Raw genomic sequence first — 20707 nt, forward strand, 5'->3', positions numbered from 1 at the left:
AGGCCGTCTGAAATATTTCAGACGGCCTTTCCATTTCTGATCATTACTAAATCAAGCCTTGCGCTTTCACCCAGTTCACAATATCTGCCTCAACGGCTTCAGGCGAACCCGGATTGTCGATTTTGACACCGTACTCATCAGCACCCAGCTCTTCCAAAATCTCCAGCTGCGAATTCAGCATTCCGGCTTTCATATAATGCCCCTGACGCGACAGCATACGCTCGAGATTGATTGCTTGAGGCGGAGTCAGATGGATAAAAGCCACCTTCCCTTCCGCACCACGCAGAATATCGCGGTATTGGCGTTTGAGTGCGGAACAAGTAACGATGGAATATTTTTCCCCATTTTTTGCCTGCTCCGTCATCCAGTCACGCAAATTGCCCAGCCAGACGCATGAGAAACTGTTACGCATTACTGCTTCGATTTCGGCAAAATTCTCGATCGAAATTTTTAGTCACATCAAAAGAATTTGAGGCGATAGCGTTTTTATACGACTCCTGAACATCCATCATACTTTTTCTTAAAAACTCTGAAAGTGCCATGATACAAAGGCCGTCTGAAAAATTCTTCAGACGGCCTTAATTCTTAAACTTCTGCCGGTGGTTGCGGTGTATCTTCATCTTCCTGCTGCGTTTTCACTTTGGCAAAACGACTGAACCAAATGCCTGCTTCGTAGAGCAGAATCAGTGGGACAGCAAGCAGGGTTTGAGAAATTACGTCAGGCGGCGTGATGATTGCGGCCACGACAAACGCACCGACAATCACATACGGACGCGCATTCTTAAGCTGTGCAGTCGAAACAATGCCCATTTTTGCAAGCAACACCACAACGACGGGCACTTCAAACGTCGTACCGAATGCGACAAACATGCCCAAAATAAAGGACAGGTATTTGTCGATATCGGTCGCCATATTGACGCCGACAGGGGTTACACCGGCCAAGAATTTGAAAATCACGGGAAATACCAAAAAATAGGCAAACGCCATCCCAACGAAGAAGAGCGTCACGCTGGACAACACTAGCGGCGTAATCAAGCGTTTTTCGTTTTGGTATAAGGCAGGGGCAACAAACGCCCAAACTTGATACAGCGTGTGCGGCAACGACAGTAGAAATGCCGCCATCAGAGTAACCTTGACCGGCACAAAAAACGGCGCGATCACATCAGTTGCAATCATGCTGGTATCTTTAGGCAGATTGGCCATTAATGGTTCGGCAACAAAGGTATAGAGCTGCTGAGCAAACGGCATCATGCCCAAAAAGCAGACGACGATACCGATGACGATCCACATCATGCGGCGGCGCAGCTCGAGAAGATGCTCGATAAGCGGTTGGACGGGTTGTTCGTGTTGAGATTCGGACACCGGTTGACTCACTTTTTACTTACGGACGCGCAGTTTGGGCTTGGCGTGGAATTTCGGGCGCATATCGCGTTTGCGGCTCATCGCCTGCTTACGCAAAGAAGTCGTATGCGGCGGAGGAACATCGGCAACAGGAGATTCGACATAGCTGACTTCTACCACAGGAGTAGGTGAAACCGAAGCCGTCAAATACTCACGCCAAGCGCGGTCTTGCTCGGACTCGGCATTTTCAGCCTCAACAAGCTCTTGGGTTTGCACTGCCCCACCCTGCTCAGAAGCTTGGGTTGCAGTTTCATTCTCAGTGCCGTTTGAAGCCATATCAGGCAAAGGATTGCCAAACTCATCCACACCGAAATCGGCAGGCGTTTTCTGTTCGGGCAGGCGTTCCCACGGCTTGAGGCCGTCTGAAATATCGCTCAGATTTTTTTGTGCATCGTTGCCCAAGTCTTTGATACCGTCGCGAAACTCAGATGCGGCGGTTTCAAATTCCTGCTTCACCTTGCGCAATTCGTCCAACTCAGCCTGAGTGTTGAGCTCCTGCTTGACGTTGTTGACGAATCCTTGCAATTTGCCGACCAAACGCCCGGCCGTGCGCGCGGCTTGCGGCAGACGTTCGGGGCCAAGCACTATCAGGGCGACAACGCCAACCAGCAGCAATTCGCCCAAACCGAAATCAAACATGGATTATGCTTTGTCTTCGTCTTTTTTGTGTTCGATGACTTCGTCTTTTTTGGCATCTTTGCCATCTGTACCTTCGTTCAGGCCTTGTTTGAAGTCATGTACTGCACCGCCGAGGTCTTTGCCGACGTTGCGCAATTTTTTGGTACCGAATACCAAAACGACGATAATCAGTACGATAATCCAGTGCCAGAGAGAGAAGCTACCCATGATAAATCCTTGAATTTGTTAAAAATAGATAATAATTATGCAGGCGTACCCATGATATGGATATGCAGGTGGAAGACTTCTTGTCCGCCGCCTTTGCCTGTGTTGATCAGGGTTTTGAAACCGTCGGTCAAACCTGCCTCATGGGCGATTTGAGGAACTTTCAACATCATTTTGCCCAACAGGGTTTGATGTTCGGCAGTTGCGTGTGCCAGTGAATCAAAGTGCACTTTCGGAATCAGCAGCAGATGCACCGGCGCGGCAGGACGGATGTCTTTGAAACAAAGCATCTCGTCGTCTTCGTAAACGGTTTGTGCCGGAATATCTTTGGTTGCGATTTTGCAGAAAATACAATTATCCATAATGGCTCCAATGGCTGTCTAAAAACGGGCATAACGGGGTTCAACCAAAAAAGGGAAATCGTTTTTGCCCCAAGAGACGGATTCCGAAACAGGTCAAATACGGGATTGTAATATAAATTCAAGATTCTTTGCGAGAAGCTTTTTCCACTAATCCCGACAAACCTTGACGGCGCGCAAGCTCGTTGACCACATCTTCGGCACGCAATCCGTGATGCGCCAATAAAACCATGGTATGAAACCACAAATCCGCCACTTCGTAAACCAAATGCTCGCCACCGCCATCTTTAGAGGCCATCAAGGTTTCACCCGCTTCCTCGATGACTTTTTTCAGAATCTTGTCTTCGCCTTTGTGCAGCAGTTGGGCGACATAAGAAGCATCGGGATCGCCGCCTTTGCGCGAATCGATGACGTTTTGAATTTGGGTAAGGATAGTATTGGTCATGGTCGGTTTCTCTTATTTTCTTTCAGACGGCCTTAAGGATGTTTATGTCCGTAAATCGCCTCTTCGTCTTTCAACACAGCATCGACTGTCTGCCATGCGCCGTCTTGCCAAACTTTGTAAAAACAGCTTTCGCGCCCTGTATGGCAGGCAATGCCACCGTTTTGTTCAACCAGCATGACCACCGCGTCGCCATCGCAATCCAGGCGCAATTCATGTACTTTTTGCGTATGTCCAGACTCTTCGCCCTTCACCCATTGTTTCTGGCGGGAACGGCTGTAATAGTGGGCAAAACCGGTTTCTATAGTTTTTTGCAGGGCTTCGGCGTTCATCCAGGCAACCATCAGCACACGGCGTGTCTGCCAATCTTGGGCAATCGCGCAAACCAAACCTTTTTCGTCAAATTTTACGGCATTCAGCAGCGTTTCGTTTATATTCGACATTCGCGTCTTTCTCCCATATTTTTCAGACGGCCTTTGGATAGCAATCACAAACGCACTTCAATTCCTGCTTCACGCATGGCCAGTTTCGCTTCGCGGATACTCGCTTCGCCAAAGTGGAAAATACTGGCGGCCAATACCGCATCTGCCTTTCCTTCTTTAATGCCATCCACCAAGTGTTGTACCGAACCGACGCCGCCGGAAGCAATGACCGGAATATCGACCGCTTCGCTGACCGCACGCGTCAAAGGCAGGTTGAAACCTTGCTTGGTACCGTCCCGGTCCATACTGGTCAGCAAAATCTCGCCCGCACCGCGTCGCTGCATTTCAACAGCCCATTCCACCGCATCCAAACCGGTCGGATTACGTCCGCCGTGGGTAAAGATTTCCCAACGGGTGTTTTCAGGGTTGACCGCTTTGGCATCCACGGCAACAACAATCGCTTGCGAACCAAAAAAACCGGCCGCTTCGTTTACCAAATCAGGATTGGTTACAGCGGCCGTATTGATGCTGGCCTTATCAGCACCGGCATTAAGCAGACGACGGATATCGGCAACTGTGCGCACACCACCTCCGACAGTCAATGGAATAAAAACTTGTGAAGCGACTGCCTCAATAACGTGCAAAATAGTGTCGCGATTGTCGCTGGAAGCAGTAATATCCAAAAAGGTCAACTCATCCGCGCCTTCATCGTTGTAGCGTTTGGCAACGTCAACCGGATTGCCTGCATCGCGCAAACCCAAAAAGTTGACACCTTTTACCACGCGACCGTCTTTTACATCCAGACAAGGAATTATTCGTTTTGACAATGCCATACTCAATACCTCTTATCCGTTATCAGGCCGTCTGAAACCGTCAGGCCAAAAATTTGCTCAACCAATCTGGCAAATGTTGCAACAGCTGAAAATAACCAATCCCCGCTATCATTGCCAAAATGCAGGAGATGATGAAATTGCTGTCGATGCGGCCGACAATGGAAAAAATCAAACCGGCAAATGCCCACACTATCCCATTGAAAATCATCCAATAGGTATCAATAATCGGCAAATCAAACGCCGTCAGCTGTCGCAGTATCACTGCAATCAGTGTAAACCACAAACTTTCGCTTAGCGGATACACTTCGCGATCGGATGACCAGATAATCCAAAAACCCAAAACAAACGCTTCAAGCATACCAATCCCTTAATAAAATAAGATATTGAGTGAGTTGTTTTTTATAATTATTTCAGACAGATTTTAAGTCTAAGGACTTTGCAAAATGCCGCTTTTGAAGGTATTTTCAGCTATACGCCAACTCCTGCGCTGTTACACCTTGCAAAGCCCTAATCTGCATAATTAAACGCACTTAGATCAAGCCAAAGAATCGGCCAGTTTTTGAGCCTGTGCGAAATCAATACTTCCCTCATAAATTGCGCGGCCGGTAATCGCACCGCTCACACCCTCTTTTTCAACGGCACACAATGCGTGGATATCGTCCAAATTCGTCAAGCCGCCGGAAGCGATAATCGGGATATTCACTGATTGGGCCAATTTGACGGTAGCTTCGATATTCACGCCGCTCATCATGCCGTCGCGACCAATATCAGTATAAATAATGCTGTTGACCCCATCGTCTTCAAAACGCTTGGCCAAATCGACGACATGATGCTCCGTTACCGTTGCCCAACCGTCTATCGCCACCATACCGTCTTTGGCATCCAAGCCGACGATAATCTGCCCCGGAAATACCTTACATGCTTCGCGCACAAATTCAGGATTTTTCACCGCGGCCGTACCGATAATCACATCGGTCAGACCCAAATCCAAATACTTTTCAATGGTGCCCAAATCACGGATACCGCCGCCAAGCTGTACCGGAATATCTTTAGCTACGGCGGCCAAAATTTCTTTAATTGCCGGAAAATTTTGAGGAACGCCTGCGAATGCACCGTTCAAATCAACCAAATGCAAACGGCGTGCGCCTTGATTGCGCCAATGCAAAGCCATCTCTGCCGGCGAATCGGAAAACACCGTCGCCTGCTCCATCAAGCCTTGTTTTAAGCGAACACAGCGTCCTTCTTTCAAATCAATGGCAGGTATCAACAGCATTTTCTTCTCCTCTACTCAATTTCAGTATATTTTACACAAATTAGCGATTTTTAGTAGATTTATGTTAAAAAGCCTCAAATCTGCCAATTTAAAAAATTACGCAGCAGCAGCAATCCTGCCTGATGGCTTTTTTCCGTATGGAACTGTGTGGCAAACACATTGTCCTTACCGACAATGCAGGCAAATTCATTCGGATATTCGCTGACGCCTAAAACAACCTCTTCATTTTTCGGCGCAAAATAATAGCTGTGAACAAAATAAAAATACTCGTTCTGCCCAATGTCTTGAAATAAAGGGTGAGGACGGGTTTGACGCACTGTATTCCACCCCATATGCGGTACTTTCAGACGGCCTCCCTGTGCATCGGTTTGATTGGGTAAAAACCGTTTTACTTGCCCTTCAAACCAACCCAAACCATCTGTATCGCCTTCTTCGCTGTGTTCAAACAATAATTGCGCACCTACGCAAATGCCAAAAAACGGCTTGTTTTTCAGGCCGTCTGAAACCGCCTCACCCAAACCGCTTGCCTTCAGCGCCGACATACAATCCGGCATGGCACCCTGCCCCGGAAAGATTACCTTATCCGCCGCCATCACTTCTTCAGGCCAAGAAGTCAGATAAACCTCGGCATTTTGATTGGACAAGACCTGCGCCGCCTGAACAGATTTCAATACTGAGTGCAGGTTTCCCATTCCATAATCAACAATCGCTACTTTCATTGCTTCTCCTCAGGCCGTCTGAAAACATTTAATGATTAATATAATAATAAGAATGATTGTAGCAAAAGATGGTTTAAAACAAAATATTGCCGATATACAAGACAAATAATAAAAGGCCGTCTGAAATCCCAATCGGTTTCAGACGGCCTTTATTCATTCACACGATGCCTTATTCTTCAGATGCAGCTTCTGCTTCTTCTTGGACAGATTCTTCGCTCAGCGTGCCTTTGGTAGAAGGCGTTTGACCCATCATGCGCGAATCGTATTCGACCGCCATGCGCAGGGCGCGGCCGAAGGCTTTGAAAACGGTCTCGGCTTGATGATGTGCATTACGGCCGCTCAAGTTATCGATGTGCAAAGTCATCATGCTGTGGTTCACAAGGCCGTGGAAAAATTCTTCAAATAAATCGACATCAAAACGGCCGATTAGGGCGCGGGTAAAGTCGATGTTGTACACCAAGCCAGGGCGGCCGGAAAGGTCGATGACTACACGGCTCAACGCTTCATCCAGCGGAACATAGGCATGGCCATAACGAGTAATGCCGACTTTATTGCCAAGCGCTTGTTTCAGAGCCTGACCCAATACGATACCGATGTCTTCAACCGTGTGATGGTCGTCAATGTGCAAATCGCCTTTGCAGGTAATATCCAAGTCAATCAAACCATGGCGCGCCACTTGAGCAAGCATGTGTTCAAGGAAAGGAACGCCGGTATCCAAGCGGTATTTGCCGGTACCGTCAAGATTGAGGCTGACGGTGATTTGGGTTTCGCTGGTATTACGGGTAACGGTAACAAAACGGCCTTCGGTTGAAACACCAGCTTCGGCTGCTTCGACAGTTTGTTTTTCCAAACGCGCCGCTTCAACCGCTGCTGCTTTTTCTTGGTCTTTGCTGTGATCACGGTTCAACCAGCCTTTGCGTTTGTGCATGCCGGATTCCAACTTCGCAGCCAGGCTCGGACGAATGCCGCGAGCAGACTCATCGCCTGCTTGTTGTTCCAAACGGCGTTTGAGCTGAGACAAAGAGGCGGAGTTTTCATAACCGCATGCGCGTGCAAGCTTGGTTAATGAGCCGGCTTCTTCAACCAGTAACAGAAAATTGGTCAAATGCAATTGAGCTTTATTCATAATGGTAGTTTCCTTGGAATCAAAGATTAGGGTAAAGGTTTTTAATAACGGCCAAAACGGCATCATTTTGCGCTGCCGAGCCTATGGTTATGCGGACACACTGTTTCAAAAGCGGATGACTGCCATGCAGTTTTTTAATCAGTATGCGGTTTTGCTTCAATGTTTCAAACAGCCCGTTCGCATCAGGAACACGAACGGTAATAAAGTTGGCTTCGCTCGGGAAAACTTGCAAACGGTTTAATTTCAACAATTCATTCATCACGCGCGAACGCTCATTTTTTAATGTATCAATGTTTTGCTGAATGATTTTATGATGTCTCAATGAGAATTTTGCCGCCGCCAAGCTTAATTGATTCATATTGTAAGGCGGAAGGATTTTGGCCAGTTCACCCATAATGCTTGGACTTGCCGCCGCATACCCCATCCGCAAGCCGGCAAAGCCGATTTTACTGATGGTGCGCATTACGACCAGATTTTTGACTTCGCCCGCCCACGGAAGGAAACTGTCATGATGAAACGCACCATATGCCTCATCGACAACCACAATGCCGGTAGCCGCGCGAATGATTGCCTCTACTTCTTCCCGCTTAAAGCACACACCAGTAGGGTTATTGGGATAGGCAATAAAAATTAATGATGGCTGATGTTGCTCGATAGCGGTCAAAACGGCAGGGAGATTTAAAGAAAAATCTGGATTTAAGGGAACGCCGACATATTCCATGCCATAAAGCGCGGCATTATGACGATACATAACGAAACTTGGCTCAATACTCAATACACGCGCATTTGGTTTGGCAACCAGCATAGTCAAAAATTGGATAAGCTCGTCGGAGCCGTTGCCTAACGCGATTTCCGCCTTATCGGGAATACCGAAAACCTCCCTCAATTCTTCATAAATACCGCTCTTGGCAGCATGGGGATACAAATGAATCGGTGCCTGCTTTGCCAAATCCGCCCATTCTGACAATAAAGATTCATACCCGGCGAAAGGATGATGCGGACACTCCATGGCGTCCAACTTAATAAAACCTTCCGGCAAATCGGCAACCTGATAGGCTGTCATTACTTTAATGTCATCACGGATAACATCAGCAACGCGATTCATGGTTTTCTATCCTCCTGAGATAAAGTGTTTATAATAGTAGCACAATCTTTACTAGATATATATATATTGATAAGACTATAAAACAAGATAAAGTTTCATTCGTTTGAAGAAAAAACAATAAATCCTTTCTTCAGCATCTTTAAGCAATATTCTTGGCTTCCCCCGCCTTTTTAGCGGTATAATTTTAAGTTTCCCAGTACGGCTTTACGCCCTCAATATTGTGAACAATACCCGCTCCCCATTACCTTATCTTACAACTTCCATAAGCCTTATCCTGCTGATTCTGCTTTCCTTGTCATGGGAATTGTGGATCGCACCATTGCGCGAAGGCGGCTCATGGCTGGCACTGAAAGCCCTGCCGCTGTGCCTGCCGTTGACCGGTATTTTGAAAAAACACATCTACACTTATCAATACAGCTCCATGCTGATTCTGATTTACTTTGCCGAAGCCTGTATGCGCCTGGCTGACACAGCCGTCGCCAGCCGGATTTGCGCCGCCGTTTCCGTATTATTGTGCATTACCTTTTTCCTCGGCTGCCTTGCATTTATCAAACAACAAAAACACACATCAAAATGACCTACCACACACTTTCAGACGGCCTGACTGAATCTTCAGTGAAAACCTTTTGGCCTTTATGGCTCAGTTTTCTTTGGATTTGCGCCATCCCTTTTCTCTCACTCTACCGAGTCGGCCCTCTGCCCAGCTTTTATTTGGAAGCCATCTCACTGAGCGGCTCATTGGTACTGACATTGATTAGCGCACACAAAGGCCTGCTGAATATCCGCCTTCCTGCACTCAGTATCGGCTTGTTTGCTATGGCCGCATTTTGGTCGCTCCAAGCGCGCCTCATGCATTCCACCTACCCCGGCATGAGCGATATTACTGCCTGGACCTTTGTCATTTTGGCACTGGGCGCATGGTCGGTGTGGGGCTGGATAGCAGCTTACGGACAGGAGCGCGTCGTCAGCATCTTTGCTTGGTCTTTATTGATAGGTGCAACCATACAGGCTGCCATCGTTTGGTTGCAATTTAAAGGTTGGTCCAACGTAGAGTGGTTGAACGGCATCATCGCCCGAAGCAGCGGCACCGTAAACGGCCAACTCGGCCAGCGCAACCATTTAGGACATTATTTAATGTGGGGCATTTTGGCGGTATCCTATTTATGGACGGTGCGCAAAATGTCCAATGCAGCAGGTTTTCTGTTCGTATTGGCATTGACTGCGACCCTCGGCCTTGTCAACTCGCGCACCATCTTAGGTTACATTGCCACCCTATTCCTGATTACGCCGTTATGGTTTTGGCGTACCCGTTTCCAACACAAACGCGCACTGTGCATTTTCCTTCTGACCGCCATCCTGGCCGCCGCTTTCCAATTCGGCATGGGCAGCCTGTTAGATTTGTTTGGCAACATCAAATACGAAACCGCTGTCGAACGCGCAGGCACCAGCGGTTTTGAAGGCTCCATGCGCCAAATCGAATGGAGCAAGGCATGGATTGCCTTTCAATCCGCACCTTGGTTCGGACATGGCTGGAACAGCTTTGCCCAGCAAACCTTCCTGATCAATGCCCAACAACAATATTTCCCCAACAATATTCTCGGCGTACTGTTTACCCATTCGCACAATATCGTCATGCAGTTATTGTCTGAAATGGGCATTGCCGGCACCTTGCTTGCAACCTTAACCCTGCTTGCAGCCGTATGGCGACTGTTGGGCCGCAACCAAACACCGGCTTCCCTGTTTTTACTGACCGCCGCCGCCGTCAGCCTCTGCCACAGCATGCTCGAATATCCGCTTTGGTATATTTATTTTCTCACCGTATTCAGCCTGATTCTGTCGCTGACACCTTCTTATCCAAAAGATGTTTCAGACGGCCCTTTATCTACCCGAATCAGACAGTGGGCAGGCGGTATAGCCGCTTTATCGATTTTAATCGGCATGGCAAACCTCAGCTGGGAATATCAAAATCTGACCCAATATAGCCGTGTAGGGAAAACCGACGATCCGCAAACAGTTCAAAATAAAATCAACGGCTTGCAGCAGCTCTCCAAAGAAAGCCCTATGCTTGCCTATTACGCCGATTTAAGTTTGAGCAAACGTGCAGACCCGACCGATGCCTACATCCGCCCGTGGGCAGAAGAAGCCGCACTCAAAGCCCTGACCTACCGCCCCTACTCCAGTGCCTATCAAGTCGGCCTCTACCTCTACCGACAAGGCAAGAAAGAAGAAGGTGCGCAATGGATGCAGGCAGTGCAATATTATTACCCCTATATGATGTATTTCTACGCCGACAAAATACGCAGCCATCCGGTATTCGCCCCCCTGCTGCCCAAACTTTTGTCCGATTGCAAAGATTTCATCAATGCACCGAAACACCAAACTGCCAAATCATGTGACAAACCCTAAACAAAACACACTCAATTGTCAGTTTGTCCTTACAGGCCGTCTGAAAATGTAAAGAGCGACAAGTTTCTATGCAAAAAAGCGCAAAAGCACAGAAAATTACGCTATCAACAAAAGCAGATTGCATGTTAAGATTGAATACAACTCTATTTTAATCGCCGCACCGCCTATTTAGTGCCACGGCGCATACAATCACGAAAAGGAAATTCCATGAGTCGCGTATTACTCGTAGATGACGATGCCCTCTTGACCGAATTACTGACCGAATACCTGACTGCCGAAGGCCTCAACGTCCACAGCGTTTCTGACGGCGAAGCCGGCGTTCAAGAAATTCTGACCGGACAATACGATGTCATCGTATTAGACTCCATGATGCCTAAAATGAACGGTTTGGACGTATTGAAAAACGTACGCACCCAAAGCACTGTGCCCATCATCATGCTGACTGCAAAAGGTGACGACATCGACCGCATTATCGGTTTGGAAATGGGTGCGGACGATTATGTACCGAAACCATGCACACCGCGCGAACTCTTGGCGCGTATCAACGCCATCTTGCGTCGTGCGCAACACAGCAACGAACAAAACAACGCGCCTAACAGCATTTCTGTCAGCGACGTTGTCCTCTACCCTGCCAAACGCCAAGCCAGCATCAAAGACACTCCGCTTGAATTGACCAGCACTGAGTTCAATCTGCTCGAAGTTTTGATGCGCCATGCCGGACAAGTTGTCAGCAAAGAGACCCTGTCTATCGAGGCACTCGACCGCAAACTGGCTAAATTTGACCGCAGCATCGACGTACACATCTCCAGCATCCGCCACAAATTGGGCGATGCTTCCCTGATTCAAACTGTACGCGGCTTAGGCTACCTGTTTGTTAAAAATTAAAGATTAAACAATCAATGAAACTGTTTCAACGCATCTTCGCCACATTTTGCGCAGTCATCGTCTGCGCAATCTTTGTGGCGAGTTTTTCATTTTGGCTGGTACAAAACACCCTTGCCGAAAACCAATTTAACCAACGCCGTACCATCGAAACCACATTGATGAGCAGCATCGTTTCCGCCTTCAACTCACGCGGAGACAGCGGTGCGCGCGAAATTCTTTCCGAATGGAAAAACAATCCGGTTTCCAATGCCGTTTATGTCATTACCGGCGACGATAAAAAAGATATTTTAGGCCGAAACATCGACAGCCTCTCCATTGAGCGTGCCCGTATCTTTGCCATCAACAACCCCGAATCTGATTTGGCACACATCGAATACGACCGTTTCGGCGAAGAATACCTCTTCTTCATTAAAGGCTGGGACAATCATCAAGCCCAACGCCTACCTAGCCCGCTCTTCATTCCCGGCCTGCCGCTTTCGCCTATTTGGCACGAATTTATCATTCTGTCTTTTATCATCGTTGTGGGGCTCTTGATGGCATACATCCTTGCCAACAACATCACCAAGCCCATTAAAATTCTTGGCGGCGGCATGGACAGAGTAGCCAACGGCGAACTCGAAACCCGCATTTCCCAACAAGTTGACGACCGTGACGACGAATTGTCCCACCTTGCCGTACAGTTCGACAAAATGGCCGAAAAGCTTGAAAAACTTGTTGCCAAAGAGCGCCATCTACTTCACCACGTTTCGCATGAAATGCGTTCGCCGCTGGCGCGTATGCAGGCGATTGTCGGCCTGATTCAATCTCAGCCGCAGAAACAAGAGCAATACCTCAAGCGACTTGAAGGCGAACTGGTGCGCATGGATACTTTGGTCGGCGAATTGTTGACCCTCTCCCGCCTGGAAACTTCCAATATTCCTTTGGAAAAAGAAAACCTCAAACTCGTTCCGTTCTTAACCAACTTGATTGAGGACAACCAAAGCATTGCCCACCAAAACAACCAAAGCGTTACCCTGAGCATTGACCCAAAAATCCCTGAAAATGCCGTGGTCAGCGCCAACGAAGGCTATCTATACCGCGCCTTTGACAACGTAATCCGCAATGCCATCAATTACAGTCCTGAAGGCAGTACCATTCAAACCCATATCGGACAAGACGGCAAAAACTGGATTATCGATGTTACCGACAACGGGCCTGGCGTAGATGAAATGCAGCTTCCGCATATTTTCACTGCCTTTTATCGCGCCGACTCCAGCGCACACAAGCCCGGTACAGGTTTAGGGCTTGCCTTGACGCAGCATATTATGAAACAGCACTGCGGTAAAATCATTGCTGAAAATGTCAAACCCAACGGCCTGAGGATGCGCTTTATCCTTCCCAAAAAGAAAGCCGGAGACAAAAAAGAAGTCTAAAAATAAGGCCGTCTGAAACTTTTCAGACGGCCAAAAACACAAATAAGGAACCATCATGAGTGCAACCGTCCAAACCGGCTACTTCTTCATGCCTGAACACATCATCCTCGTCGGCGCCAGCGAACGTCCGCACAGCCTTGGCGAACGCATTTTCAGCCACCTGCTCAGTTCCTCATATCAAGGCAAAATTACCCCCGTCAATCTTCGACACAGCAGTGTCGCAGGCATTCCCTCCTACTCCAGCCTCAGCAAAATCCCGGGCCAAGCCGATTTGGTTGTTGCCGTTATCCCGCCCGACCATTACGACTCGCTGTTCAAAGCCTGCCGTAAAAAAGACCTGCGCCACATTATCCTGATTCAAGATTGGGAAAACCTACCGCCCGAATCCTGCAAAAACGCCCGTTCCATTATTCAAAAATATCACGGCGACGAATTGAATATCACCGTGTGCAACAGCGCAGGCATCCAACTCCCCTCACTCAACCTCAACATCGGCACCCAAACCGACTATCCGGCCGGCCATATCGCATTACTGACCGGCCACAGCACCGTCAGCCGCAACATCAACCACCTGCTAAACACGCTACATCAAGGCGTATCGCGCCACATCAGCCTCAACTATGACCTAAGCCCCACCACATCCGCCGACTGGCTCAACCGCTTCGGCCACAACCGCCATACCAAAGTTGCCGTTATCCACTACAATCCAGCTGAAAACCAACGCGAGCTGTTCAGTGCCATCCGCCACTTTACACGCCACACTCCGCTTATCCTGTTGTCCACACACTACACCGACAACACAGACAAAGCCATCCTGCGCAGCCTCAGCCGCCATTGCAATTTCCAACCGGTATTCAATACCGCCGAACTGGAAGCAGCCCTAAAAGCCCACCTATCCGGCATTCCCGTCATTACCAACCCCACCATTCTGTCCGACACGCCGATAGAATGGCTGCGCACTACCGCCGATGCCTGCGAATTGACCCTCGACCTCCCAACCGAAGTACCATTCATCCGACAAGGCTGCATCGGCAACAACCCCACGCCTGCACGCATCCACCGTCTGGCGCTCGAACAATTACAAAATCCGCATACTCAAGCCCTGCTCGGCATTATTTCGCCAGATACGCCGGATGCGTACAGCATTCATCAAACTCTGGATAATTTGGCACAAAAAACCAGTAAGCCCATTCTCGTCAGCTATCGTTTTTCAGACGGCCTGACATGGTTTAACACGCCGGAAGAAGCCTTACTGACACTTTATTTCCGCAATCAAACAGCCTATTTGCAACAAGTGCAAAATACCCCTGCCCAAGCCAAAACAGGCCGTCTGAAAACACCTAAAAGCAAAAATATCGATAAAGCCATTGCATCCGGCCAAACCGAACTGATGGCGGAAGCCCTATACCTGCCTCCGTGCCAAATCCAAAAACACCATGCCGTCCAATTTCGATTCAGCCGCCATGCCATTTACGGCAATATCCTTACCGCCCATTACAACGGCCAAACCGAAGCCGCATTACCTCCCTTTACCACACTCGATATCCAGCGTTTAAGCCAGTTTACAGAACTCGACAACACGTCCGTTCTCAATCAATTCCTGCATTCCCTAAACACGCTTATCCACAACAACCAGCATATCGGCGACATTATCCTCAACTACAACGGCAGCCAATACAACAGCACCATCATTCCCGAAATCGTAGAAAAACCTGTTGCACCAACAACCAAAATTCCTAAAAAAGCCGTCCAAACCTTGGAACAGGCCGCCGCCAAAATGCAAAGCGCCGCCGCCTATCTCCAACAAAAAAATCCGGCCGCAGCCGAATTCCTACGCAACACCGGCGAAGCCGCTTCCGAACTGCTGCACCCTAAAACCGAAACGCCCGAGATACAAAACGTACTCGCACCCTACCCGAACCAAACCGATACCTTTACCCTGCCCGACGGCAACACACTTCACATCCGCGCACTAGAGCCTGAAGATGCCGAAGCCAAACAAAAATTTGTCCGCCAATTACCCGCGGCCGACCGCTATACGCGCTTCATGACCCATACCAACGAGTTGCCGCTGCCCACACTTGCACGGCTGACCCGTCCCGATTTCCATACCGAATGCGCATGGGCAGCCTTCACTTCAGACGGCCATATCGTCGCAGTCAGCCGTTACAGCCGCATCAATCGTAATGAGTGCGAGTTCGGCATTACTTTGGCACCTGAAGCACGTAAAACCGGCTTGGCCGGCAAAATGATGAGCCTGATTATCCAAACTGCCACACAGCAAGGTTACCAAACCATGAATGCGGAAATCCTCAAAGAAAACACACCGATGCTCAAACTCGCTGAAAAATCAGGATTTACCGTCACCCCATCGGAAACCGACCGCGGCCTGTATCAAGCCAGCCTCGATTTGAACGAATGGCAAAACAGCAACAAAAACAAATAAAAACTTGCATAACCCGTGTGAAATATCCTAAAATTAGCGGTTTCTATATATCCGCATTTTTCAAAAGGACTCAAAATGGTAGTTATCCGTTTGGCTCGCGGCGGCTCAAAACACCGCCCTTTCTACAACGTAGTCGTAACTGACTCTCGCAACCGTCGTGACGGCCGCTTCATCGAGCGCGTAGGTTTCTACAACCCCGTTGCCAATGAAAAACAAGAACGCGTACGTTTTGACGCAGACCGCATCAACCACTGGGTTGCTCAAGGCGCGAAAGTTAGCGACGCAGTTGCCAAACTGATTAAAGAGCAAAAAATCGCTGCTTAATCAGCCGAAACGACCATGACAGACACTCAAAAACGGGTAGCCATGGGCTACATTAAAGGCGTATTCGGCATTAAAGGTTGGCTTAAAATTGCTGCCAATACCGAATATACCGACAGCCTGCTGGACTACCCCGAGTGGCAGTTGTGCAAGGATGGCAAAACCCTGAATGTTGTGCTTGAGGCAGGTAAAATTGTCAATGGCGAACTTCAGGTTAAATTTGAAAGTATAGACGATCGCGACCAAGCATTTGCCTTGCGCGGCTATACCATCGAAATCCCAAGAGAGTCATTCGCCCCTACTGAGGAAGACGAATACTACTGGGCAGATTTAGTCGGCATGACCGTCATCAACAAAGAAAACATCGTCCTCGGTAAAGTCAGCAACCTGATGGAAACCGGTGCAAATGATGTTTTGATGATTAAAGGCAAACACGGACAAATCCTAATTCCCTTTGTCTCCAACTATATCGAATCTGTCGATACCGACAGCAAAACCGTTATCGCCGACTGGGGTTTGGACTACTGATGCTGATTCAAGCCATCACCATTTTCCCGGAGATGTTCGACAGCATTGTCGAATATGGCGTTACAGGCAGAGCAAGAAAACAAAATCTTTGGCAGTTTCAAGCCATCAATCCCCGAAAATTTGCCGATAACAAACTTGGCTATATCGATGATCGCCCCTTCGGAGGCGGTCCGGGAATGATTATGATGGCGCCACCGCTTCAAGCGGCAATCGAAGAAGCCAAAGCAAACTCGCAAAAACCTGCCAAAGTAATTTATCTCAGTCCGCAAGGTCAGCCGCTGACACATAAAAAAGCTGCAGAACTTGCCGAACTGCCCCATCTTGTTCTTCTATGCGGACGCTATGAAGGCATAGATGAAAGACTGCTGCAAAGCAGTGTGGACGAAGAAATCAGCATTGGCGACTTTGTCGTCTCGGGCGGTGAATTACCCGCCATGATGTTGATGGATGCCGTCTTAAGATTGGTTCCGGGTGTATTGGGCGATATACAGTCAGCCGAACAAGACTCGTTTTCAGACGGCCTTTTAGACTGTCCTCATTACACCAAACCCGTAGAATTCCAAGGCATGATAGTTCCCGACGTCTTACGCTCAGGAAATCATGGCTTGATTGCCGAGTGGCGATTGAAACAATCGCTGCGACGCACTTTAGAGCGCCGACCTGATTTATTGGAAAAGCGCAGTTTAATCCCAAAGGAATCCCGCCTCTTAAAAGAAATCTTGCAAGAGCAACAGGAAATCCAATCATAACTTAGGAAAAATAAATGAACTTGATTCAACAATTAGAGCAAGAAGAAATCGCTCGCTTGAACAAAGAAATCCCTGAATTCGCTCCAGGTGACACCGTTGTCGTATCTGTACGCGTGGTTGAGGGTTCTCGCAGCCGTCTGCAAGCATACGAAGGTGTTGTTATCGCTCGCCGCAACCGTGGCCTGAACAGCAACTTCATCGTTCGCAAAATCTCTAGCGGCGAAGGTGTAGAACGTACTTTCCAACTGTACTCTCCTACCGTAGAAAAAATCGAAGTTAAACGCCGTGGTGACGTACGTCGCGCCAAACTGTACTACCTGCGCGGCCTGACCGGTAAAGCAGCTCGCATTAAAGAAAAATTGCCTGCTCGCAAAGGCTAATAGCTTTCATCAAAAACCCACTTCTATGAAGTGGGTTTTTTGTTTTTATACAAAAACTCCTTGTCTTTCTTACACAATCCTGCAAGCTAATCACAATAAACACCTCACGCATAAACTTAAACAGAATCATAACTTCCCTACCTCTTTTAACCTTTATACAAAAGGCCGTCTGAAACAAAAGATTCAGACGGCCTTTAATCACATCGGGCGGTTATTTAAACCATCTTGCCAATGCCGGGATACGCGACAACAACAGTGTATCCAAAATCCAAATAACAGCGATTGCGGCAATGGCTGTTGGGAAAATCACAGCCAAAATCAAAAGCGGCACAGCCATTGCCCACCATACCGGCAATTTGATTTTCTGCGCCGGAGGAACCAAACCACGTGCTTCCGAAGGACGGCGTTTCCACCACATTACACAGCCGCTGACACAAATAAAGATAATCGCCAGACAGAACAAGACATTTGCCAATACGCTCCACCAGCCCAATGTACCCATATGCAAAGCAATGCTTGCCGCCATGAATTTACCAAACCAGTTGTAATCGTCGAAATGAATATCAGCCAGAATTTTACCACTGTATTGATCGATGTGTACCGTGCGGTCAGCGGTCGGACTAATCATATCGTAACTCATTGAGTCTTGCGACAACGTCCATACACCGGTCTCACCTTTGGGTAAATTGAGCTGATAACGGCCTTTAAAGCCAATTTCACGTGCAAAGCGGTCAACCGTCTCCAAAGTCATCGGCTCACTTGGATTAATACCGTTTTCGCCTATTGTCGTACCGGAAACCGGCATAGGCGTCAGCTCCAAAATCCATGGCACTTCTTTAGATTTACCGTCATTCAGCACATCACCATGGGTTGGCACGGAAGATACCGGATTAGGCTCCACACCCCATTTACCCGCAGGAAACTAGCTCCATGCCTGAACCGCTTTACCGCCCCAAATACCTGCCCAAGCAATACCTGACAAACAGAACAGCAACAAAATCAAAGAAACCCAAGTGCCGAATGCGCCGTGCATGCTACGCCACCATGTGCGTCCTTTGCCTGCTTTCGGCACAAGCATGGATTTTAGGCTGCGCTGTTTCGCCCACCACAAATAAATCCCCGTGATTATCATCAGGATGGTCAGCGACGCGGAAGTTTCCAGCAGATAGTCACCCACCGGGCCGATCATCATATCGCCGTGGATTTCGTCCATCGTGTGATACCAGCCTTGACCGCGCGGCATCGTATTCACAACTTTTGCCGTATAGGGATCAACGGCAACCATAGTAGCTTTATCATCATTGTTCACGCGGAATACGGCAACCATATCATCTGCGCGCGGCGCAATATATTGCACTACAGAAGCAGTTTCCGGATTCACAAACTGTCTGGCGGCCTCAGCCTGAGCCGACAAAGGCTGCACCACTGCCTGCGGCGTAATATGTATGCGTTCGCCTTCTTTACCGGTAATATTGGCGAATAGCAGCATTCCCAACCCTGTAACAGCCAGCAGGGTTAAAAACGGCGCAACCAAAAGTCCGGCATAAAAATGCCATCGCCAAACAGTCAAATAACGGCGGTTAGCCTGTTGTTCATTTTGGGAAGTTGGTTTTGTTTCCATATTTTCTCTTCATATAGTTAAAGCAGACTAATTACTACGAATTAGCAACAGGTATTTTAATCAAAAACATTCATTTAAGAAACCGTTTTTCCAATGCAGCTTTGAAATACTTCAATATTTAGTTTTTAGGCCGTCTGAAAAAACAAAATAGACAGAAAACAACACTTTACTGAAAATCCGTTTTAATCATTGCGGTTTCGGCAGAATTTGGTAGAATACAGACATTACTTATTTATTCATCAAGCCGCCAAGCTTTGGCGGCTTGTATTTTTATTTCCAATCCGGCTACCGCGCGTGGCCGGATAAAATTTTAAAAGCATCATCATGCTTTCATGGAGAACTCAATGCAAAAAATCCCTTTGACCGTCCGTGGTGCAGAATTGTTGAAACAAGAACTTCAACACCTCAAAAGCGTAGCACGCCCAGAAGTTATCGAAGCCATCGCCGAAGCACGTTCGCACGGCGACTTGTCTGAAAACGCAGAATACGAAGCCGCCAAAGAGCGTCAAGGCTTTATCGAAGGCCGCATCGCCGAGTTGGAACACAAACTCTCTATGGCGCACATCATCAACCCTGCCGAAATCCATGCAGAAGGCAAAATCGTGTTCGGCACAACTGTAACACTGGAAGATTTGGAAACTGAAGAACAAGTTACCTACCAAATCGTCGGTGAAGATGAAGCAGACATCAAAGAACGCAAAATCTACGTTGGCTCTCCAATTGCCCGCGCCTTAATCGGCAAAGAAGAAGGCGACGTTGCAGAAGTTCAAGCACCCGGCGGCGTACGTGAATATGACATCATTGCCGTGCAATATATCTAAATAAACAAAAGGCCGTCTGAAAACATTTTCAGACGGCCTTTTGCTGTATCTAAAAACACCATAATCAAAGAAAGTGAAATCTTCCCAGGAGAAACATAATGAATCTACTGTACAAAATTATCCAAACCGCTGCCGCCATGTGGCTTGGTATGCAGCTGACCGCAGGCTATGTTACTGCCCCTATCCTGTTCCGCCTCCTGCCCAAAATGCAGTCAGGAGAAATTGCCGGCATTTTGTTTGCTATTACAGCGATATGTGGCTTAGTTATTTTTGGCGCAGCCTATGCCTTTTTCAGAAAGCAACTGGCCTCACTTTCTTGGTGGATCTTGGTACTTTGGCTACTCTTAGCCTGCAACCATCTTTTGGTTACGCCGGTTATCGAGGCACACAAGTACGGGCTGGATAACTGGCTGCTGTCCCTAGTTGGAGGAACATTCGGTGTTTGGCACGGCTTGTCCAGTATCCTCTTTTTGATTTGTACGATACTGGCAGCCATCTGCGTATGGAAATGGCCGAGGCCAAACTAATCTGTCTTAATAAAAGGCCGTCTGAAAATAAACCTTTCAGACGGCCTTTTATTTTGAATCATAAATTCCCCGACTCTTCAAATATAAA

At 48.0% G+C, this 20707-nt stretch carries 23 protein-coding genes and 2 pseudogenes; 11 read left to right on the top strand and 14 right to left on the bottom strand.

Annotation, left to right across the window (positions count from 1 at the left end; translation table 11 throughout):
* Positions 1–46: 46 nt before the first annotated feature.
* From HMPREF3052_RS07205 to hisC, 13 genes and pseudogenes are all read right to left on the bottom strand, one after another.
* Positions 47–388 (bottom strand): annotated as a pseudogene (locus HMPREF3052_RS07205) (gluconokinase, GntK/IdnK-type); the annotation flags it as partial.
* 197 nt (positions 389–585) lie between these two features.
* A complete protein-coding gene (gene tatC / locus HMPREF3052_RS07210) occupies positions 586–1362 on the bottom strand; it encodes a twin-arginine translocase subunit TatC (protein ID WP_070749340.1) in 777 nt (258 codons plus the stop codon).
* A 15-nt stretch (positions 1363–1377) separates the two neighbouring features.
* Positions 1378–2040: a Sec-independent protein translocase protein TatB gene (gene tatB, locus HMPREF3052_RS07215; RefSeq protein WP_070749341.1), complete on the bottom strand. Its 663-nt coding sequence runs from the start codon at positions 2038–2040 to the stop codon at positions 1378–1380.
* Positions 2041–2043: 3 nt separating this feature from the next.
* Positions 2044–2247, bottom strand: coding sequence for a Sec-independent protein translocase subunit TatA (tatA, locus tag HMPREF3052_RS07220; protein ID WP_003679438.1), 204 nt, complete (start codon positions 2245–2247; stop codon positions 2044–2046).
* A gap of 35 nt (positions 2248–2282) precedes the next feature.
* The gene (locus tag HMPREF3052_RS07225) at positions 2283–2606 is read right to left on the bottom strand and encodes a histidine triad nucleotide-binding protein (RefSeq protein ID WP_049329536.1); all 324 of its coding nucleotides are present in this window, start codon (positions 2604–2606) and stop codon (positions 2283–2285) included.
* Between the two features lie 118 nt (positions 2607–2724).
* The gene (locus tag HMPREF3052_RS07230; protein WP_070749342.1) at positions 2725–3048 is read right to left on the bottom strand and encodes a phosphoribosyl-ATP diphosphatase; all 324 of its coding nucleotides are present in this window, start codon (positions 3046–3048) and stop codon (positions 2725–2727) included.
* Between the two features lie 32 nt (positions 3049–3080).
* Entirely contained in the window at positions 3081–3479 is a 399-nt protein-coding gene (gene hisI, locus HMPREF3052_RS07235; RefSeq protein WP_141756626.1) for a phosphoribosyl-AMP cyclohydrolase, read from the bottom strand.
* A 53-nt stretch (positions 3480–3532) separates the two neighbouring features.
* The gene (hisF, locus tag HMPREF3052_RS07240) at positions 3533–4300 is read right to left on the bottom strand and encodes an imidazole glycerol phosphate synthase subunit HisF (RefSeq protein ID WP_036472644.1); all 768 of its coding nucleotides are present in this window, start codon (positions 4298–4300) and stop codon (positions 3533–3535) included.
* A gap of 40 nt (positions 4301–4340) precedes the next feature.
* Positions 4341–4658, bottom strand: coding sequence for a hypothetical protein (locus tag HMPREF3052_RS07245; RefSeq protein WP_003684447.1), 318 nt, complete (start codon positions 4656–4658; stop codon positions 4341–4343).
* Positions 4659–4835: 177 nt separating this feature from the next.
* Positions 4836–5573 (bottom strand): 1-(5-phosphoribosyl)-5-[(5-phosphoribosylamino)methylideneamino]imidazole-4-carboxamide isomerase, encoded by a 738-nt coding sequence (gene hisA / locus HMPREF3052_RS07250; RefSeq protein ID WP_070749344.1) that lies wholly within the window; start codon positions 5571–5573, stop codon positions 4836–4838.
* 74 nt (positions 5574–5647) lie between these two features.
* Positions 5648–6292, bottom strand: a complete 645-nt coding sequence (gene hisH, locus HMPREF3052_RS07255; protein WP_003684405.1) for an imidazole glycerol phosphate synthase subunit HisH — start codon at positions 6290–6292, stop codon at positions 5648–5650.
* Positions 6293–6461: 169 nt separating this feature from the next.
* Positions 6462–7418, bottom strand: a complete 957-nt coding sequence (gene hisB, locus HMPREF3052_RS07260; RefSeq protein WP_070749345.1) for an imidazoleglycerol-phosphate dehydratase HisB — start codon at positions 7416–7418, stop codon at positions 6462–6464.
* A gap of 19 nt (positions 7419–7437) precedes the next feature.
* A complete protein-coding gene (gene hisC / locus HMPREF3052_RS07265) occupies positions 7438–8523 on the bottom strand; it encodes a histidinol-phosphate transaminase (protein WP_070749346.1) in 1086 nt (361 codons plus the stop codon).
* A gap of 220 nt (positions 8524–8743) precedes the next feature.
* Between hisC and HMPREF3052_RS07270 the strand changes: the two genes are divergently transcribed.
* The 9 genes from HMPREF3052_RS07270 (at position 8744) to rplS (ending at position 17650) form a co-directional block, all read left to right on the top strand.
* Positions 8744–9100 (top strand): DUF2069 domain-containing protein, encoded by a 357-nt coding sequence (locus HMPREF3052_RS07270; protein ID WP_070749347.1) that lies wholly within the window; start codon positions 8744–8746, stop codon positions 9098–9100.
* Positions 9097–10929 (top strand): PglL family O-oligosaccharyltransferase, encoded by a 1833-nt coding sequence (locus HMPREF3052_RS07275; protein ID WP_070749348.1) that lies wholly within the window; start codon positions 9097–9099, stop codon positions 10927–10929. Before HMPREF3052_RS07270 ends, HMPREF3052_RS07275 begins: the two co-directional genes overlap by 4 nt.
* A gap of 207 nt (positions 10930–11136) precedes the next feature.
* Positions 11137–11814, top strand: a complete 678-nt coding sequence (gene misR, locus HMPREF3052_RS07280) for a two-component system response regulator MisR (RefSeq protein WP_070749349.1) — start codon at positions 11137–11139, stop codon at positions 11812–11814.
* 14 nt (positions 11815–11828) lie between these two features.
* A complete protein-coding gene (locus HMPREF3052_RS07285) occupies positions 11829–13226 on the top strand; it encodes a HAMP domain-containing sensor histidine kinase (RefSeq protein ID WP_070749350.1) in 1398 nt (465 codons plus the stop codon).
* Positions 13227–13281: 55 nt separating this feature from the next.
* Positions 13282–15672 carry a bifunctional acetate--CoA ligase family protein/GNAT family N-acetyltransferase gene (locus tag HMPREF3052_RS07290; RefSeq protein WP_070749351.1) on the top strand — a complete coding sequence of 797 codons (2391 nt, stop codon included), beginning with the start codon at positions 13282–13284 and terminating at the stop codon, positions 15670–15672.
* Positions 15673–15747: 75 nt separating this feature from the next.
* Positions 15748–15996, top strand: a complete 249-nt coding sequence (gene rpsP / locus HMPREF3052_RS07295; RefSeq protein ID WP_003679465.1) for a 30S ribosomal protein S16 — start codon at positions 15748–15750, stop codon at positions 15994–15996.
* A gap of 15 nt (positions 15997–16011) precedes the next feature.
* Positions 16012–16521: a ribosome maturation factor RimM gene (rimM, locus tag HMPREF3052_RS07300; RefSeq protein WP_070749352.1), complete on the top strand. Its 510-nt coding sequence runs from the start codon at positions 16012–16014 to the stop codon at positions 16519–16521.
* On the top strand, positions 16521–17270 hold the full coding sequence (gene trmD, locus HMPREF3052_RS07305) for a tRNA (guanosine(37)-N1)-methyltransferase TrmD (RefSeq protein ID WP_070749353.1): 750 nt from the start codon (positions 16521–16523) through the stop codon (positions 17268–17270). Before rimM ends, trmD begins: the two co-directional genes overlap by 1 nt.
* Before the next feature lie 14 nt (positions 17271–17284).
* Positions 17285–17650, top strand: coding sequence for a 50S ribosomal protein L19 (rplS, locus tag HMPREF3052_RS07310; protein WP_003679470.1), 366 nt, complete (start codon positions 17285–17287; stop codon positions 17648–17650).
* A 211-nt stretch (positions 17651–17861) separates the two neighbouring features.
* Here the strand turns inward: rplS and HMPREF3052_RS07315 are convergent.
* A pseudogene (locus tag HMPREF3052_RS07315) lies at positions 17862–19271 on the bottom strand (PepSY domain-containing protein).
* 344 nt (positions 19272–19615) lie between these two features.
* Between HMPREF3052_RS07315 and greA the strand changes: the two are divergent.
* Together greA and HMPREF3052_RS07325 are read left to right on the top strand one after the other, a co-directional pair.
* Positions 19616–20092, top strand: a complete 477-nt coding sequence (greA, locus tag HMPREF3052_RS07320; protein WP_003684304.1) for a transcription elongation factor GreA — start codon at positions 19616–19618, stop codon at positions 20090–20092.
* Positions 20093–20190: 98 nt separating this feature from the next.
* Complete coding sequence (locus HMPREF3052_RS07325) at positions 20191–20619, top strand: DUF4149 domain-containing protein (protein ID WP_070749354.1); 429 nt, start codon at positions 20191–20193, stop codon at positions 20617–20619.
* The last annotated feature ends 88 nt before the right edge of the window (positions 20620–20707 follow it).

It is taken from the genome of Neisseria sp. HMSC056A03 (assembly GCF_001815685.1).
GTDB classification, from domain to species: domain Bacteria; phylum Pseudomonadota; class Gammaproteobacteria; order Burkholderiales; family Neisseriaceae; genus Neisseria; species Neisseria subflava.